The organism is uncultured Pontibacter sp. (assembly GCF_947495565.1).
Taxonomy (GTDB): Bacteria; Bacteroidota; Bacteroidia; order Cytophagales; family Hymenobacteraceae; genus Pontibacter.
Genome location: NZ_CANLZM010000009.1, coordinates 166,927 through 183,431, shown reverse-complemented (window position 1 = coordinate 183,431; position 16,505 = coordinate 166,927). Strand labels below are relative to the sequence as shown.

The following is a 16,505-nucleotide window of genomic DNA, read 5'->3' as shown; positions in this document are numbered from 1 at the left end:
ACCTTTACGAGCAGCCTTCGTGGCTGCATTCTTCGCCCGGGCTCTCAAGCTCCATTGTTACGTGATGTATGTCCATGTCGGCCAGGGCGGCGCGCACTTTTTTCTTTAGCTCCCCGGCCTGCTGTGCGGGTAAAGGGGCAGCAGCGACAGCATGCATCGAAAGTATGTTGTAAGTGCCGTCCAGGGTCCAGATGTGCAGGTCATGCACCGAAGTGATTTCCGGCATCTCCTGCAGCTTGGCTTCTACGGCTTCAGGTTTTATATGTGTGGGAGAGGCTTGCAGCAGGATGTTCATTGTTTCGCGCAGGTTGCGCACCACGTTGTAGAGCACGTAAACCGTAATCAGCACCGAGAGCAACGGGTCAATCCAGGGCAGGTCGAAAAAGTATAATATGATGCCGCCAATTAGTACGGCCACCCAACCCAAAACGTCCTCCATCAGGTGCAGCCGCACCACACGCTCGTTCAGCGACTGCCCACCCTTGAGCCGGAGAACGGCAGCCCCGTTCACGATAACGCCCAGCACGGCAAAGCCAATCATGCCCGGCGCATTTACTTCCTGCGGGTCCCAGATGCGGGGCACAGCCTCTGAAAGTATGATAATAGAGCCTACTAGCAGCACCACCGAGTTTACCACCGCGCCCAGCAGCGAGAAACGTTTGTAACCGAAAGTATACTTCTGGTTGCGCCCGCGCTTTGCCACGTTTTCAAAATACCAGGCCAGCCCCAGCGACAGAGAATCTCCCAGGTCGTGCAGCGCATCCGAAAGTATGGCAACGCTGTTTATCCATATCCCGCCAACAATCTCAAGCAGCGTAAACCCCAGGTTCAGGAAAAAAGCCACTTTAATGTTGCTGCCCGACCCGTGGCCTGCATGATGGTGATGGTGTGCGTGTGCCATTTTAAGTAAAACGGTAATCAATCTTTTAAGATACCCGCTTCTGCTGTTTAGCTTATTGGTTGTACATTTGTGTGTTATGGCTGCATTTGGCTATACTTACGCGACCACGCAAACCCTACCGCCCATGAAGATACTGCTTATTGAGGACGAGCCCAAAGTAGCTTCCTTTATCAAAAAAGGACTAGAGGAGCAGAACTATGAGGTAGATCAGGCCTATGACGGCAGCCTTGGCATAAAGCTGGCGCTTCAGAACGAGTACGATGTGATTATACTTGATATTATCCTGCCTAACATGAACGGGCTGGAAGTTTGCCGTGAGATCAGGCGCCACAACAGTACCGTTTCTGTACTCATGCTCACGGCCCTCGGCACCACAGATGATAAGATTATTGGGCTGGATGCCGGCGCCGATGACTACCTGACAAAACCCTTTGAGTTTAAGGAGCTGCTGGCCAGGATCAGGGCAATCTCCCGCAGAAGCAACGAAAGCAACGTGGGGGATAAGCTTGCCATAGCCGACCTGGAGATGGATGTGTTGCGCAAAACGGTTACGCGTGGCGGCAAGCCGGTTAACCTTACCGCCCGCGAGTTTGCGCTGCTCTACTACCTGCTCCGCAACAGAGGTCGGGTTGTGTCTAGGGTGGATATTACGGAGCAAGTATGGGAGACCTCGTTTGACACCGGCAGTAACGTGATAGATGTCTACATCAATTTTCTGCGGAAAAAGGTAGATAAAGGCCATCATTCTAAGCTTATTCATACTTTGGTAGGCATGGGGTATGTGCTGAAAGACCAGGACGAAGTATGAAAATTCGCTCTAAACTGACGCTCCAGTTCGCCAGTATTTTTGCGCTGATACTGGCGCTGTTTTCCCTGGTTGTATATTACTTTACCTCGCTTTACCGGCAAGACGATTTTTACAAGCGCATCTTCAGGCGTGCTGAGGTGGCAGCCAGGTATGTGTTGGAGGCCGACGAGGTAGAGGCAGAGCTGCAGCGGCAGTATATGATTGATTTTTACCACGAGCTGCCGCACGAGGCCATCAGAGTTTACAAGCCAGACGGTGAGCTAGTTTTCTCGCACGGCGAAGGAGAACTGGGCGCAACACCGGCCATACTTGACAAGATAATGAACATCGGCTCGGTGGAGTATGACAACGATGTGCGGCAGGTAGTAGGAATCCGGTACAAAGACAACGACAGCGATTATGTGGTGCTAGCCTCCAGCATAGATGCCTACAGCCTGCGAAAGCTCCAGAACCTGAAAATCATACTTATCGTGGGTTTTATGGGCTCTTTGGTAGTAGTGGTGCTAGCCGGCTGGGTGTTTGCAAAGCAGGCACTGCGGCCCATCACAAAAGTTGTGAGCGAAGTAGAGAAGATCAGCGCCAGTGACCTGCACCTACGCCTGAGCAATGCCGAAGGAAAGGACGAGCTGTCGCACCTGGCTCAGATTTTTAATAAGATGCTGGACCGCCTGGAGCTTTCTTTTGAGATGCAGAGCACCTTTGTGTCCAATGCGTCGCATGAGTTGCGCACGCCGCTCACCACCATGATCGGGGAGTTGGAGGTGGCCCTGATGAAGCCGCGTGAGCCAGAGGAGTACCAGCGGGTGCTGCAAAGCACTTTAGAGGATGCCCGACTGCTTACCGAACTTTCGAACGGCTTGCTCCAGATTGCCCAGGCAAGTATAGACCCATCTAAAGTAAAACTGTCGCTGCTTCGTTTTGATGAGCTGGTATGGATGGCCCGCGACCAGGCGCTTAAACGCCAGCCGCAGGCCAGAATAGACATCGACTTTGCCAGTTTCCCGGATGATGAAAAGCGCCTGATGGTGCAAGGCAACGAAGCTTTGCTGCTTATAGCGGTGGTAAACGTGCTGGAAAACGCCATTAAATTCTCTCCGAACGGGCGCGTAGCCATGGGCCAGATAGAGGTGCTGAGAAGCGAGGTGCTGCTGCGGGTGCAGGACCGCGGACTTGGCATCGCCCCGGAAGACCTGAAGCATGTGTTTGTGCCTTTCTTCAGGGCCGAGAACGTGCGGAACATTACCGGGCATGGCATCGGCCTGCCGCTGACCGAGCGCATCCTGAAGCTGCACAAAGGCAGTATCGCGGTGCATTCCCAGATCAATAAAGGCACCGAAGTTACCATCTCCCTGCCACAGGCCTACACCACAATTCCGGATCATCTGTAATTTTAATCTCATTTTAATGTTGTTTTAATTTCACCTTAATCTTGCGTGTGTAGGTTTGCAGCAGTTAGGTGAGACAAGTTTGGCTACGCTTGCCCTTTAGCAACAGCGGGTGCAGGCGTAGCTTCTTGTGTATTAACAACAAAACAACAGATGTTAGAAAAAGGAGAGAGTAAGAACTATTTAGCTACCTTGGGGAAAGACTTTCCATCCGGGTTAGTTGTATTTTTAGTGGCGCTGCCATTGTGCTTGGGTATAGCACTGGCTTCCGGCGCGCCGCTGTTTTCAGGTATTATTACTGGTGTAGTTGGAGGTGTGATAGTAGCCTGGCTCAGCGGATCTCAGCTGAGCGTGAGTGGGCCTGCGGCAGGGCTTACGGTTATTGTACTGAACGGCATTGAAACGCTTCAGTCTTTCGATGCATTTTTGCTGGCGGTGGTGCTGGCAGGTGTGCTGCAGGTGGCGCTGGGCTTCCTGAAAGCGGGTGTTATTGGTTTATATTTTCCGTCTTCCGTGATAAAGGGTATGCTGGCCGCCATTGGCCTTATACTTATCCTGAAGCAGATACCGCACTTTATGGGTGCCGACGACGACTTTTTTGGTGAAATGCAGTTCTTTCAGCCCGACGGGCGTACTACTTTTTCCGAAATCGGCTACGCATTTTCAGCTATCAACGTTGGTGCCTTGGTAATAGGCATAGTCTCGCTGGTTATACTGATAGGCTGGGACAGTGCAGCGCTGAAGAAGTATAAATTCTTTAAGCTTGTACCTGGCGCGCTGGTAGTGGTGCTTACTTCGATAGGGCTTAACCAGCTTTTCATCGCTTCTTTTCCGGAGCTGATAGTTGGTGCACAGCACTTGGTGAGTCTGCCGGAAATGAGCTCCATAACAGAGCTGGGGCAGGAGCTGAGCTTCCCTGATTTTGGCGCAATTACCAACCCGCAGCTTTACGTAGTGGCTTTCACGATTGCCATTGTGGCTAGTTTGGAGACCCTGCTAAGTGTGGAGGCTATAGATAAGCTGGATCCGCATAAACGTCGCACGCCAAATAACCGCGAGCTGTTAGCGCAGGGCGTGGGTAACATTACAGCCGGCCTTATAGGTGGTTTGCCTATGACAGCGGTAATTGTGCGTGGCTCTGCCAACGTAGCCTCAGGCGCCGAGTCCAAGATGTCGGCTTTTATACATGGTGTTTTGTTATTGCTTTCGGTGCTGTTTCTGGCTAGCTTCCTCAACCTGATTCCGCTCTCCGCGCTGGCGGCAGTGCTGCTGGTGGTAGGTTTTAAACTCACAAAGCCTGCACTTTACAAGGCTCAGATTAAATTAGGCTCAGAGCAGTTTATACCGTTTATCGTTACCATCGTCGCTATCCTGTTTACTGACCTGTTAGTGGGTATCTGTATTGGCCTGGCGGTAGGTATCTTCTTCATTCTGAAGGCAAACTATAAATCGCCATACTTCTATCATAAAGAAGAGCATCGTGAGCGAGAGATCATCCGCATTAAGTTAAGTGAACACGTGTCTTTCCTGAACAAGGCAAGTATAGTACTTACGCTGGAGCACATGCCTAAAAACAGCCACGTTGTTATTGATGGCGAAAACTCAGAATACATAGACTACGATGTGCTGGAGGCGATACAGGCCTTTAAGAAGACGGCCCATGAGCGCAATATTGTGGTGGAGCTGATCAACATCAAGGATGTGTCTGTGATGGATCTGCACTAAGCGCAGGTGCTTTAAGGTAGCTTGCTCAGAAGTATGATGCTAAGCCTCAGCAAAGAATAAGGAGGCGTAATAGAATCTAGCTGCTGAAGTGCTGGTTTCAAGTAATATGGCCATTGCTACAGCGCAGCTAGCTGCTTAAGTATATTGTTTATGTTTAGTTGTGGGCTCCTCCTGCTTAGCGGGAGGAGCCTTTTTTTATGCTTAGAAGCCCGGAACATAGCTTAGCGTCAGTTGAAAAGAGCTGTTGCGGCGCTCTTTTCCTTCAAAGCTTCCTTCATCGTCTATGTTTTTTAAGCCGCCGTTGTAGCGCAAGCCTAACCCCACACCGCTTGGCGCACGGTAACCGAGGCCGGCAGCGTAACCGAAATCAATGGGGTAGGGGTTGTCTGTAACATCAGATTTATTGGTGGTAGTGGTGTTACCCTTGCTCACCTCCACTATATGCTTGCCCTTCAGTAGGAAAGATACCTGAGGGCCTAACTCAAAAAACAGGCCGCTTACCTGCAGGTGCAGCAACACCGGAATATCCAGGTAGTTCAGGCGCAAGCGCTCCTCTGTTTCAATGCTGTTTGTTGCATAAGTATTTTTGTAGCCTTTAGAGGTGAAAAGTACCTCTGTCTGTATACCGATTAACTCGTTAAACCCGTAGCGGGAAGTAAGGCCTGCTGTGTATCCTGGGCGGTAATCATAGTTTTTGGCATCGTCGCCTTTTAGGGTAGTGTAGTTAAGGCCGGCTTTCACACCCATTGTCTGGGCACCGGCAGCGCCTGCCATCAAGGCTAAACCAAGGCCTAGGATAAATTTCTTCATGTTAAAGTATAAATTTAAAACTCTGTAGTAATGGCTGTAGCTGCCAGGGGCGGCTATACCAGCCGCAAAAGTATAAAAAGCAGTGAACATAGCGAGTCTTAAATGCAAAAAGCCCTGCTACAATAGTAGCAGGGCTTCTGTGTGGAGTTTCATCCACTATCCAAAGATAGATTTACCAAAGGTGGTCATTAAAATGACTGCCTGTTGGTATTTCTACCATTCATAGTCTCTTTTCGAAGATGATCCGTAAGAGTAGGGAGGTCCGCTATAGGAGTTTCCGTAGCTAGAGCTGCTCCCATACCGGTTTCCTGAGTTATAATCGCGGTCCCGGTCACGGTCATGCATTTCGTCCATTCTTCTGCGGCGTTCCGCTTCCTCATCGCCGAACCATGATTTTACTTCGTCTCCGGCACGGTCAAAAAAACCTCTGTCGTCGCGGTCTCTGTCGTAGTTAGAAGAATAGCGGTCTCTGTCGTAATTGCTGCTGCTGCCGTAGCTAGACGAGCCGTAGCCCGTGTTGCCTCTGTCAGAAGTGCCGTAGTTGCTGGTTGTGTAGCCAGTGCCATACGTGCCGCTGCCATAGGAACTGCTGCCTCTGTCGCTGCCGTAGTTTCCGCTGGAGCCGCTGCCGTAGTTTCCGCTGGAACCGCTGCCATAGTTTCCGCTGTAGCTAGAGCCGCTGCTGTAAGATGATCTTGGGTTATAAGATGATCCTGAGCCTGATCCGTAGTTAGACCCTGATCCATAATTAGACCCTGAGCCGTAGTTTGAACCTGACCCATAGTTAGAAGAGCCTCCGTAGTTAGACGAGCCGTAGCTGCTTCCGTAACGGTCGCTGTCGCGGTCTCTCGTATCGTCTCTTCTTCTGCGGCGTTCAGCGTCGTCATCGCCAAACCAGGATTTTACCTCGTCTTTCGATCTATCCCACGTATCGCGGTCGCCACGGCGGTTTCTGTCATGATCTGAGTCTGAGCTGTAGCCTGAAGAGCCATAGCCATAGTTTGAGCCGGCAGAGCGGCCGTAAGATGATGTGTTGCCGTAGCCAGAGTTGGAATAAGCGTCGTTGCCTGTGCCAAAACTTGAGTTACGGCTGCCGTAGCCGCTGGAAGTACTATCGTAGCCAGTGCGGTTACGGCGGTTACTTAAATCATTGTCGTTTGAATAGTAGTTTCTGGCAGATCCTCTTGACTGGGACCTGTCATTGTCATTAAACGGGTTGTAGCCCGAATTTTCATAGCTTCTCATAGGTTAATTGTTTTAATTTAAAGATGTTATCTGCGTTTAAGAACGTTTGCCGGAAGTATAAGATATTAAATACTTGCGACGTGCTTTTTTACGACGGCCAGGATGATATGTTATATTATCCCTATAATATCCCTGCTTTTAAACTCTTAACCTCCTTGTTTTAATAGCCTATTTTCCTGGCATTTTTATTGAAACTAGCCGATAATCCGATCTTTATGTGGAGCTGTGCAATTTCAACCCTTGCACAACAGATGTACGATTCTAATTTCAAGTTGATATTAATTGAACTTTAGGGTTATTGGATTGGTGTGGTGTTCTAGCGTTAAATGATATTGTGCTTGGTTAATATTTATGTTATCACATAGTTATGGTTTGTTTAATACGTTTCTTTGCAATTTGTTTGAAGTGTAAAATTGTAACATTTAACGTGAAAGTGTTTGCTATATAGAAGCGCGTTTTATAATTTTGAAGTGTGATGATGGCGTGGGTTTCAAGCAAGTATGAACCAAAGAGTACAAATTTCTTGTTGCCCACCAAATCAGAGCAAAGACTTTTAGCCAATTTACCTATGAAACTTAGAACAATGCTTGCCTCTCTGGGTGCTGTTGCGATGTTGACAGCATGTGAGGATATTTTTGAAGGTGGGAGCATGCAGCCTGACGGTTCTACCCCAAGCTTAACAATCAACAACCCCGGTAAAAATCAAGCTATTACTGCTGTAGGCGGTTTACGCGTTAACATTACTGCCGTCGACAAAGACGAAGTAAATTACCTGGAGTTTACCTTGAAAGGGGAGTCGGCTGAGAAAGCTGTTCTTAACTTTGATACTAAGCCAGGCAAAAAAGTGGTAGAGTTTGATACCACACTTAATATTAGCGGAATTGCACCGGGCACTTATAAGCTTCAGGTAGCGGCCTCTGATAAGCGCACTAACCTGAGCACACAGGAGGTAACAGTTAACGTAAAGTAAAAAATATAAAATTTATACTTTCCCTGTTAGAGCGGCTAAGGTTAACCTTGGCCGCTCTTTCTGTTAAATGCCATTGTATAAGGTGCTTCAGCAAATATTAGAACTGGTAAACTACCTGGTGCTGCTCATTTAAGATAAGAGAAGCATCAAAGGGCTCGCCGGTTTTTTGGGAGATAAAGCCTTTGATTTTCGGGGTTTTGCCTTTCAGTAGCAGCGAGGTGATTTGCTTATCAGTCAGTTGTTTGCCTCCCATTTCAAAAGGCACTACAAACTGGCATCCTTCTCTGAACCTGCTGCAGCCGTATGCCGCTTTGCCTTTTAGTAATTTACCTTGTTTACAGCGCGGGCATACTTCAAAAGGATCTTTGGGAGCGCTTTTCTCCACCTGCTCCACAACCAGTTGCTGCGTATCGTTAAGTTTTAGAACACCATCGAAGCTCTCGCCATTATCTGCCTTAAAGCCTTTTATGGTTGGTGTTTTGCCTTTGCTTAACAATGCCTGTACTTGCTTTTCTGTAAGTTCTTTTCCGTATTGGGTAATAGGGATAAGAAAACGGCAGCCTTCTTTGTACCGGATGCAGCCATAGGCCTTCGAGCCTTTTAGTATATACCCTTGCTGGCAGGCAGGGCAGGAGCCAAGCCCTTGAGCAGGAGCAGGTTCTTTTTTTGGGGCTGGTTTGGCTGGGGGGCTGGTCTTTGTGCTTTTGGAAGACTGTTTTTTTTCTTCCTGCTGTGGCTCCAGCGTTACCGTGGCGCGGTCATACTTTACTTCCTGCACCAGGCTCATCACAAAATTCTGCAGTTCCTGCAGAAAAGCCTCTGCCTTAAATTCTCCGCCTTCTATCTGCCGCAGTTTGCGCTCCCACTGCCCGGTCATCTCCGCCGACTTCAGGGTTTCGTTCTTAATCACCCCAATCAGGTCTATGCCCATCTGGGTAGGCACGATTTTCTTTTTCTCCTTGCGGATGTACTGGCGCTTAAACAGCGTTTCGATAATGGCGGCACGGGTAGAAGGCCGTCCTATTCCGTTTTCCTTCAGCGCCTCTTTCAACTCATCGTCCTCCACCTGCCTGCCTGCCGTTTCCATGGCGCGCAGCAGGGTAGCCTCTGTGTAGTCTTTAGGCGGATTGGTCATTTTCTTTTCCAGCAGCGGCTCATGCGGGCCATGCTCGCCTTTCTCGAAGTGCGGTAATACGCCGGAAGCTTCCTCTTCCTCTTTGCCATCCTTGCTGGCAGGGGCATCAGACGATTTTACGTCGTCAGCACCGTAAATTACGCGCCAACCCGGATCTAAAATCTGCTTTCCGCGCACCCTGAAAGTATAACCCGCCGACTCTGCCATCACAGTGGTGTTGCTCACAATACAGTCCGGGTAAAAAGCGGCGATAAAGCGGCGCGTGATAATATCGTACACATCCGCCTCGCGGCCATACAGGCTGCCTGCCGACGCACCCGTGGGGATAATGGCGTGGTGGTCGGTTACTTTATTGTTGTTGAATACTTTTTTTGTCTTTCGGATTTTGCTCTGTAGCAGCGGCTCCACTTCTTGTCTGTAGTTGCTCAGGCCCTGCAGGATGCCCGGAATCTTCGGGTAAATATCATCTGGCAGAAACGTGGTATCCACGCGAGGGTAAGAAACTACCTTTTTCTCATAAAGGCTTTGCACCGTTTTCAGTGTCTCATCGGCCGATAGGCTGAGTTTGTTGTTGCACTCGATCTGCAGCGAGGTCAGGTCGAATAGCTTTGGCGGAGACTCCGTGCCTTTCTTCGTCTCTACATCTGTAATCGTCAGTTCGTCCTGCTTAATGGCCTCCATGATCTTCTGCGCCTCCTCTTCCTTCTGGAAGCGGCCGTTGGTGCTGGAGAAGGTGGTGTCGCGGTAAATGGTTTTAAGCTCCCAAAACGGTTGCGGCACAAAATTGGCGATCTCGTGGTGGCGGGTAACCAACATGGCAAGCGTAGGCGTCTGCACCCTCCCGATAGAAAGTGTTTGCCGGCTGCCATTGGCATACTTCAGGGTAAACAGGCGCGTGGCGTTCAGGCCCAGCAGCCAGTCGCCGATGGCGCGGCTCTTGCCTGCCTGGTAAAGGGAGTCGAACTCAGAGCCTTCTTTTAGTTTTGCAAAACCCTGGCGTATGGCATCCTCTGTGAGCGAAGAAATCCAGAGGCGCTTAAAAGGCTTTCTGTAGTTTGCCTCGGTCAGTACCCAGCGCTGAATCACTTCTCCTTCCTGGCCGGCGTCGCCGCAGTTAATTACCTCGTCAGCTTTATCGAGCAGCTGCTTGATGATCTTAAACTGTTTCTGCACGCCACTGTCCTTCATCAGCTTAATGCCATACTTTTCGGGCAGCATCGGCAGGTCGTACAGGCTCCAGCGCTTCCACTCGGGGCGGTAATCGTCGGGCTCGCGCAGGGTGCAGAAATGCCCGAAGGTCCAGGTAACCTGGTAGCCATTGCCTTCATAGTAGCCATCTTTCTTTGCCTTGGCACCAATTACCATGGCAATCTCGCGGGCAACACTCGGTTTCTCAGCAATACAGACTTTCAAGCTAATAGAGGTTTAATGGAGTTTCAACAGAAGTCAAATTTACTGCTTTTAAGCCTCATCTGCGAATAAAATCTGCACTTATACCAACTCCTGGGCAGCAGGAAAAAACATCTTCAGCTCCTGACTGTTGTGGGTTAGATTAACACAATCGTGTAGCGGGTGTACTGCTGCTCAGTATACAAGTATGGCCTTAAAATTATATTCATATTATTGAGCATATAGTTATAAACATAGCGATTTAAGTACTAAACATTCCCATCCAAATTCAGGTAAAATTGAATGGAAAACTACGACAACGAAAAACATGCTTACTAAAAGAAAGTGGTATAGCCGGGGCTTTTTAGCTGCGGGTATATTATCGCTGGCCTTACTGAACCAGGCTTGCGAGGAGTTTGAGTACAGCCCTTATGAGATACGGCTGGACGAAGACGAGAAGAACATTAACGGCCGTAACATAGCTAGAATCAACGCCCTTAACATAGCTCCTGACGACACCTTGCGCTTTGTGCTGACAGCCGATACGCAAGGCTTTTATGAGGAGAATGAGAAACTGGTGGCGCACATCAGCCAGCGAAACGATATCGACTTTGTGCTGATCGGAGGTGACCTGACAGACTTCGGCCTGACAAAAGAATTCAAGCTGGTGCACGAGGATTTTAAAACCCTTAATGTGCCTTATGTAGCCGTGGTTGGCAACCATGACGCCATCAATAATGGCAAAGAGGTGTTTACGGCTATGTACGGGGACTACGACATTAGCTTCGGCGTGGGGAACAGCAGGTTTATACTTCTAAACACCAACTACCTGGAGTTCGATAAACAAGTGCCCAACCTGGATTGGCTGGAAGCGGAGCTGAAGGCTTCTGAAGGGTATGACAACATCTTTGTGATCTCACACATCCCACCCACCAACAATGAGTTTGGGGAAGAGAACGCGGTGCGGTATGGGCAGCTCATGAACCAGTATAATGTAACCTACTCTCTGCATGGCCACAACCATAACTTTAAGTATCATTTTCCTTTTGGGGAGCAGGTGCCCGTGCTGGAAACAGCCGCTACCGAAAAGCTGGAGTACATCGTGTTTACAGTGGCAGGCGATGAGGTAAGCTTTGAGCGCGTTAAAATTTAGCACCCGAACCGATGAAGATAAAACTACTTTTACCCATACTTTTCCTGCTTAGCCTGTCTCATTATACTTTGGCGCAGGAGGAAAGCGCTGATGCCCGCAAATGGTACGCCCCTGATGCCCTGACGCTGCAGTTTGCCGGTAACGTGGGCATGTTTGCTTTTGGCCCTAACTATAGCTTTGCGCAGGACAAGGTAAACGCCGAACTGCTGTATGGTTTTGTGCCGAAGCTCGATGCCGAAGAAGTACTGCACCTGCTCACTATCCGAGGAATTTACAAGCCCATTAAAAGAATTGAACTGAGCGAGAAGTATAAACTGACGCCCCTGCGTATGAACCTGGGCCTGAGCTATTATTTCCGGGATCAGTTCTCTACCTCCTGGGACAGTTCTTACCCAAAGAACTACTACTGGTGGACCAGCAGCCTGCGCATTACCGGTGGATTGGGAGCAGAACTGCACCACCCGATCAGCAACAGCCGAACTATTAAACAACTGACTTTATACGGAGAGGTAGGGACCTACGACCTGATCGTAACGTCTGCCGTAAAGGACCCTACGCTTACCGCTTGGGATATCATGAGTTTTGCCATAGGCGTGCGTGCAGGATTCTGATAAACCCCGTATATTGGGGCAGTAACCATCCGAAAACCAGATGCAGCCAATCGGGAAGACCATTGTTATCTTAGGAGTTATACTTGTCGTGATCGGGCTGGTAGTATGGCTGGCTGGCGACAAGTTCAGCTGGTTCGGAAACCTGCCCGGTGACATTCGGGTGGAGAAGAAGAACATGCGTTTTTATGCGCCCATCACCAGTATGATTCTGCTCAGCATCCTGCTCTCGCTGGCGCTGTGGCTTTTCCGGAAGTTCTTTTAGGCGCAGGTGCGGTTTTATACTTTAGTCATACTTTCCTAACTTGCCGCCGCCAAAGTATGAACCTAAATGAAACCTAAGATACACAAAGACCTTTACGCCTTGCTGGCGATTGTGCTGGTGTTTCTGCTGCTTTGGTTTTTATTCTGAGCCATGTTCTTTATACTTTCCAAAACCCTTGATTTTCTGCTGATGCCCCTCGTCTGGGTATTGCTGCTCCTTTTGCTGGCCGTTTTCCTGAGGTCAGGTAAATGGCGGCGCATAAGTTTGATCAGTGCGCTGGCGATGCTCCTTTTCTTCAGCAATCCGTTTTTGAACAATCTGGCTTGGCGTGCCTGGGAGGCAAAGCCGGTGCCGGTAAGCGAGGTGGGCAAGTATGATGTGGCGGTGGTGCTGACGGGGGTGACCTCCTTTAAGCCAGATATAACTGACCGCGTGCACACCAACAAAGGGGCCGACCGCTTTCTGCACACGCTGCAGCTGTACCGCTTAGGCAAGGTAGATAAGATCCTGATAACGGGCGGCAAAGGCTTTCTGATGGATGATATGGTGCCGGAGGCGGAGCAGCTAAGGAAAATTATGCTGCTGGCCGGCGTGCCGGAGCAGGACCTGATCGTTGAAACCGGAGCCGTAAATACCCGCGAAAACGCGGTGTTTGCAGCTCAGGTGCTGCAGCAGCATCCAAGCTGGAAAAAAGTACTGCTGGTAACCTCAGCCTTCCACATGCGCCGATCCGAAGGCTGTTTCAAAAAAGCGGGGGTAACCTTCGACAGCTACCCCACTGATTTCTACTCTTCTGAACCTGTTTTTACACCAGATTATACTTTCATACCCAGTGCCGTAGCTTTTGAAGGCTGGCATCACCTCATTCACGAAATGGCTGGGTATGTGGTGTATAAGGTTTTAGGGTATTGCTAGTTGCTTTCGCTGGCGTGCTGTAGATTATTCTCTATTTCCTGTTATTCCCTGGCACAAGCGTCCGCTTGTGCCTATAAGCTTTAGCCTCAGCTTCTCGCAACTTGACATAAGCTATACTTTCTGTCTCCTGTACATCCACAGCTTTATAACCTATTTGTTTCATAGTTGGCTTTGGCTCCCTCAAGCCCAGGAGGGCTCTTCTTCCCGCATCGCGCTGTGTATTGAAGCTGCCGGGGGTAGGGGCCCTCTTTTCCGTTGCGCTGCGGCTGCCCTTGGCGGGCACCGCATCAATACAAGGCGCTCTTTTCGAGGGCCCCTACCCCCACGGAAAGACTGGGATCAGTTCGATAGACAAAGCTAACGGAGCTTCAGCAGAGTTCCCCTCCTTGGCCAAGGAGGGGCAGGGGTGGTTGGAACTGGAACTTTAAACTCTCCCCCAGTCCAACCTTTGAAGATTCACAACAACCGACTAACAACCAGAAAACTAATCCACCCAAATACTCTTCTGGTTTACAAACTCTCGGATGCCAAGGTAGGAAAGCTCACGGCCGTAACCTGATTTTTTGATGCCGCCGAAGGGCATCTCGGGGGAGGAGGCCACCAGCGCATTGACGAACATGGCACCTGTTTCTACTTTTCGGGCCACCCGCAGGCCGCGCTCCTTGTCCTGAGTCCAGACGGCGCCGCCCAGACCGAAGCGGGAGTCGTTGGCTACCGTTATGGCTTCTTCCTCATTTTTTACCACCATCACAGCGGCCACAGGGCCAAACATTTCCTCTTCGTAGGCAGGCATTCCGGGTTGCACATTCTTCAGGATCATCGGCTTAAAGTAAGCACTTTTCTTATTCTCACGGCCACCTTCCAGCACTACCTCAGCGCCTTGCTTTATCGACTCCTGCACCTGTTTCTCCAGGTCTTCGGCCAAGTCTACGCGGGCTAACGGGCCATAGTCAATCTCCTCATTCAGCGGGTCGCCGGTTTTCAGGCTTTGCATTTTTGCTTTGAACTTCTGCAGGAATTCATCAGCTATACTTTCCTCCACAATAAAGCGCTTAGCGGCAATGCAGCTCTGCCCCGCATTCACCATCCGCGACTTTGCCGCTGTCTCGGCAGCTTTCTCCAGGTCCGCGTCATCCAGCACGATAAAGGCATCGCTGCCGCCTAGCTCCAGCACCGTTTTCTTGATCTCCTGTCCGGCTTTTTCGGCTACTTTAGAGCCGGCGCCTTCGCTGCCGGTTAACGTCACCGCTTTTACGTGCGGGTGCTCAATTACGGCATTTACTTCTTTTGAGCCGATCAGCAGCGTCTGGAATACATTCTCCGGGAAGCCTGCTTTCTGAATTATCTCCTCAATTGCCAGCGCGCATTGCGGCACGTTGGAAGCGTGTTTCAGCAGCCCGACATTGCCAGCCATCAGGGCCGGGGCCAGAAAACGATACGCTTGCCAGAAAGGAAAATTCCAGGGCATGATAGCCAGCACCACGCCTAAGGGCTCGAAGGCGATCAGGCTGCGCGAGGCTTTGGTTTCAATTTCTTCATCAGCCAGAAAATCAGCGGCGTTTTCTGCGTAATAGCGGCAGGCAAGGGCACATTTCTTTACCTCAGCAACGGCATCTTTCAAAGGTTTGCCCATCTCCAGCGAAATAATGCGGCCATACTTTTCAGCTTCCTCCTCCATTATATCCGCCTGCTTATTCATATGTTTGGCGCGTTCCACGAAGCTGGTGTCGCGCCAGCCCTGAAACGCTATTTCTGCGGCCTCTATTTTCTGGTTCACCTCTTCCGGGGTATGCGGGGTAAATGTCTTCACCACTTCGCCTGTGGCAGGGTTTATAGTTTCTATAGCCATAGCTTTGTCTTTTCGGGTTGAGTTGTAAATATACGGAACAAGCTTTAAGTAAGCTGACGTACAACGCCTGTCCGCTAATAGCGCAGGCTCAGAGAAACAATTTTACCGGAGGCTTGGTTTAAGGAATGATTCCCGAAATAACTTTACCTTTGATACACGGCTGCAGAGGCAGTCTGTTTGTCCAAACTGATTTTTATTTCTTGAAGCTATACGTTAGGAAGCCATCTTGAAAAAATTTTTACTCTTCTGTGCCCTGTGCGGGCTTACGCTGCAGTATGTGTGCAGCCAGACTGCGGATAAAGCCTATGCGCTGATGCTGAAAGGGCTTTACAAGAATACCGTTGATACTGTTGAGCCGCTTGAGTTGCAGCGCCTGCTAATCTCAGAAAAGCCGTTGCTGCTCGATACGCGGCAGCCGGAGGAGTATGAGGTAAGCCACCTTCTAGGCGCTAAGCTACTGGACTACGAAAAGTTTAAGGTAGAGGAGCTGCAGGTGCCAAAAGACACCCCGATCATACTTTACTGCTCGGTAGGCTACCGCAGCGAACGGGTAGGGGAGCAGCTCAAAGCTTCCGGCTTCACCAATGTGCGGCATCTGTACGGTGGCCTATTTGAGTGGGTAAACCAAGGGCAACCTGTTTACAATAGCAAAGGCAAAACAAATAAAGTGCATGCCTACTCCAGGTCTTGGGGGGTATGGCTGCAACAAGGCGATAAAGTATATGGGAAAAAGTAAACTGTTGCTGTTTGTGCGGAATCCTGAGCTGGGTAAAGTAAAAACCCGGCTGGCGGCCTCAGTAGGCCCGGAGGTGGCGCTGGAAGTATACATACACCTGCTGCAGCACACCAAGCAGGTCACGCAGGATTTGCCCGTTGATAAGGTGGTGTACTACACTGGCGGCATTAACAATAATGATATGTGGCCTAATACTAAGTATGAAAAGCGGGAGCAGATGTCCGGCGACTTAGGCCAACGCATGCAGTCAGCCTTTGCCGAAGCTTTTCTGGAGGGCTATACCTCTGTGGTGATTATCGGGAGCGATTGCCTGCAGCTGACGCCGGAAATTATCAGCAAAGCGTATCAAGAGCTGGAAACGCATGATGTGGTAATTGGGCCTGCCCTGGATGGCGGCTACTACCTTTTAGGTATGAACTGCCTGTATCCGCAGCTGTTTCAGAACAAGCAATGGAGCACAGAGCACGTTTTCCCGGACACTATACAGGATTTGCAGCAGCTGCACCTTTCTTGCTGCCTGCTGCCCCGCCTGTCTGATGTGGATCATGCTGAAGACCTGGATGAAGAGCTGCTGCGCGATTTCGGGCTGTAGCTTATACTTGCTCGAAAGT

15 protein-coding genes are annotated in these 16,505 nt (G+C 49.9%); 10 read left to right on the top strand and 5 right to left on the bottom strand.

What is annotated here, in order from left to right; translation table 11 throughout:
- Positions 1-4: 4 nt before the first annotated feature.
- Complete coding sequence (locus Q1B04_RS12975; RefSeq protein WP_299759388.1) at positions 5-901, bottom strand: cation diffusion facilitator family transporter; 897 nt, start codon at positions 899-901, stop codon at positions 5-7.
- Positions 902-1,025: 124 nt separating this feature from the next.
- Here Q1B04_RS12975 and Q1B04_RS12970 point away from each other — a divergent pair, with 124 nt between their 5' ends.
- From Q1B04_RS12970 to Q1B04_RS12960, 3 genes are all read left to right on the top strand, one after another.
- The gene (locus Q1B04_RS12970) at positions 1,026-1,709 is read left to right on the top strand and encodes a response regulator transcription factor (RefSeq protein WP_299759386.1); all 684 of its coding nucleotides are present in this window, start codon (positions 1,026-1,028) and stop codon (positions 1,707-1,709) included.
- The gene (locus tag Q1B04_RS12965; RefSeq protein ID WP_299759384.1) at positions 1,706-3,097 is read left to right on the top strand and encodes an ATP-binding protein; all 1,392 of its coding nucleotides are present in this window, start codon (positions 1,706-1,708) and stop codon (positions 3,095-3,097) included. Before Q1B04_RS12970 ends, Q1B04_RS12965 begins: the two co-directional genes overlap by 4 nt.
- A gap of 150 nt (positions 3,098-3,247) precedes the next feature.
- Positions 3,248-4,819: a SulP family inorganic anion transporter gene (locus Q1B04_RS12960; protein WP_299759382.1), complete on the top strand. Its 1,572-nt coding sequence runs from the start codon at positions 3,248-3,250 to the stop codon at positions 4,817-4,819.
- Positions 4,820-5,020: 201 nt separating this feature from the next.
- On the opposite strand, the gene Q1B04_RS12955 is transcribed toward Q1B04_RS12960, so the two are convergent.
- A complete protein-coding gene (locus tag Q1B04_RS12955; protein ID WP_299759380.1) occupies positions 5,021-5,719 on the bottom strand; it encodes a porin family protein in 699 nt (232 codons plus the stop codon).
- A 123-nt stretch (positions 5,720-5,842) separates the two neighbouring features.
- Positions 5,843-6,874 carry an SWFGD domain-containing protein gene (locus Q1B04_RS12950; RefSeq protein WP_299759378.1) on the bottom strand — a complete coding sequence of 344 codons (1,032 nt, stop codon included), beginning with the start codon at positions 6,872-6,874 and terminating at the stop codon, positions 5,843-5,845.
- A gap of 568 nt (positions 6,875-7,442) precedes the next feature.
- Between Q1B04_RS12950 and Q1B04_RS12945 the strand changes: the two genes are divergently transcribed.
- A complete protein-coding gene (locus tag Q1B04_RS12945) occupies positions 7,443-7,844 on the top strand; it encodes an Ig-like domain-containing protein (RefSeq protein ID WP_299759376.1) in 402 nt (133 codons plus the stop codon).
- A gap of 97 nt (positions 7,845-7,941) precedes the next feature.
- Here Q1B04_RS12945 and Q1B04_RS12940 read toward each other — a convergent pair whose 3' ends face one another.
- The gene (locus tag Q1B04_RS12940; RefSeq protein ID WP_299759374.1) at positions 7,942-10,392 is read right to left on the bottom strand and encodes a type IA DNA topoisomerase; all 2,451 of its coding nucleotides are present in this window, start codon (positions 10,390-10,392) and stop codon (positions 7,942-7,944) included.
- A 304-nt stretch (positions 10,393-10,696) separates the two neighbouring features.
- Between Q1B04_RS12940 and Q1B04_RS12935 the strand changes: the two genes are divergently transcribed.
- From Q1B04_RS12935 to Q1B04_RS12920, 4 genes are all read left to right on the top strand, one after another.
- Positions 10,697-11,521, top strand: a complete 825-nt coding sequence (locus Q1B04_RS12935) for a metallophosphoesterase (RefSeq protein WP_299759372.1) — start codon at positions 10,697-10,699, stop codon at positions 11,519-11,521.
- Positions 11,522-11,532: 11 nt separating this feature from the next.
- Positions 11,533-12,132, top strand: coding sequence for a hypothetical protein (locus Q1B04_RS12930; protein ID WP_299759370.1), 600 nt, complete (start codon positions 11,533-11,535; stop codon positions 12,130-12,132).
- Positions 12,133-12,172: 40 nt separating this feature from the next.
- A complete protein-coding gene (locus Q1B04_RS12925) occupies positions 12,173-12,394 on the top strand; it encodes a DUF2905 domain-containing protein (RefSeq protein WP_299759368.1) in 222 nt (73 codons plus the stop codon).
- A 150-nt stretch (positions 12,395-12,544) separates the two neighbouring features.
- Entirely contained in the window at positions 12,545-13,309 is a 765-nt protein-coding gene (locus Q1B04_RS12920) for a YdcF family protein (RefSeq protein WP_299759366.1), read from the top strand.
- A gap of 484 nt (positions 13,310-13,793) precedes the next feature.
- On the opposite strand, the gene Q1B04_RS12915 is transcribed toward Q1B04_RS12920, so the two are convergent.
- Positions 13,794-15,158 (bottom strand): NAD-dependent succinate-semialdehyde dehydrogenase, encoded by a 1,365-nt coding sequence (locus tag Q1B04_RS12915; RefSeq protein ID WP_299759364.1) that lies wholly within the window; start codon positions 15,156-15,158, stop codon positions 13,794-13,796.
- Positions 15,159-15,384: 226 nt separating this feature from the next.
- On the opposite strand from Q1B04_RS12915, the gene Q1B04_RS12910 reads away from it, so the two are divergent.
- Together Q1B04_RS12910 and Q1B04_RS12905 are read left to right on the top strand one after the other, a co-directional pair.
- Positions 15,385-15,894 carry a rhodanese-like domain-containing protein gene (locus Q1B04_RS12910; RefSeq protein WP_299759362.1) on the top strand — a complete coding sequence of 170 codons (510 nt, stop codon included), beginning with the start codon at positions 15,385-15,387 and terminating at the stop codon, positions 15,892-15,894.
- Complete coding sequence (locus Q1B04_RS12905; RefSeq protein ID WP_299759360.1) at positions 15,881-16,486, top strand: TIGR04282 family arsenosugar biosynthesis glycosyltransferase; 606 nt, start codon at positions 15,881-15,883, stop codon at positions 16,484-16,486. Before Q1B04_RS12910 ends, Q1B04_RS12905 begins: the two co-directional genes overlap by 14 nt.
- The last annotated feature ends 19 nt before the right edge of the window (positions 16,487-16,505 follow it).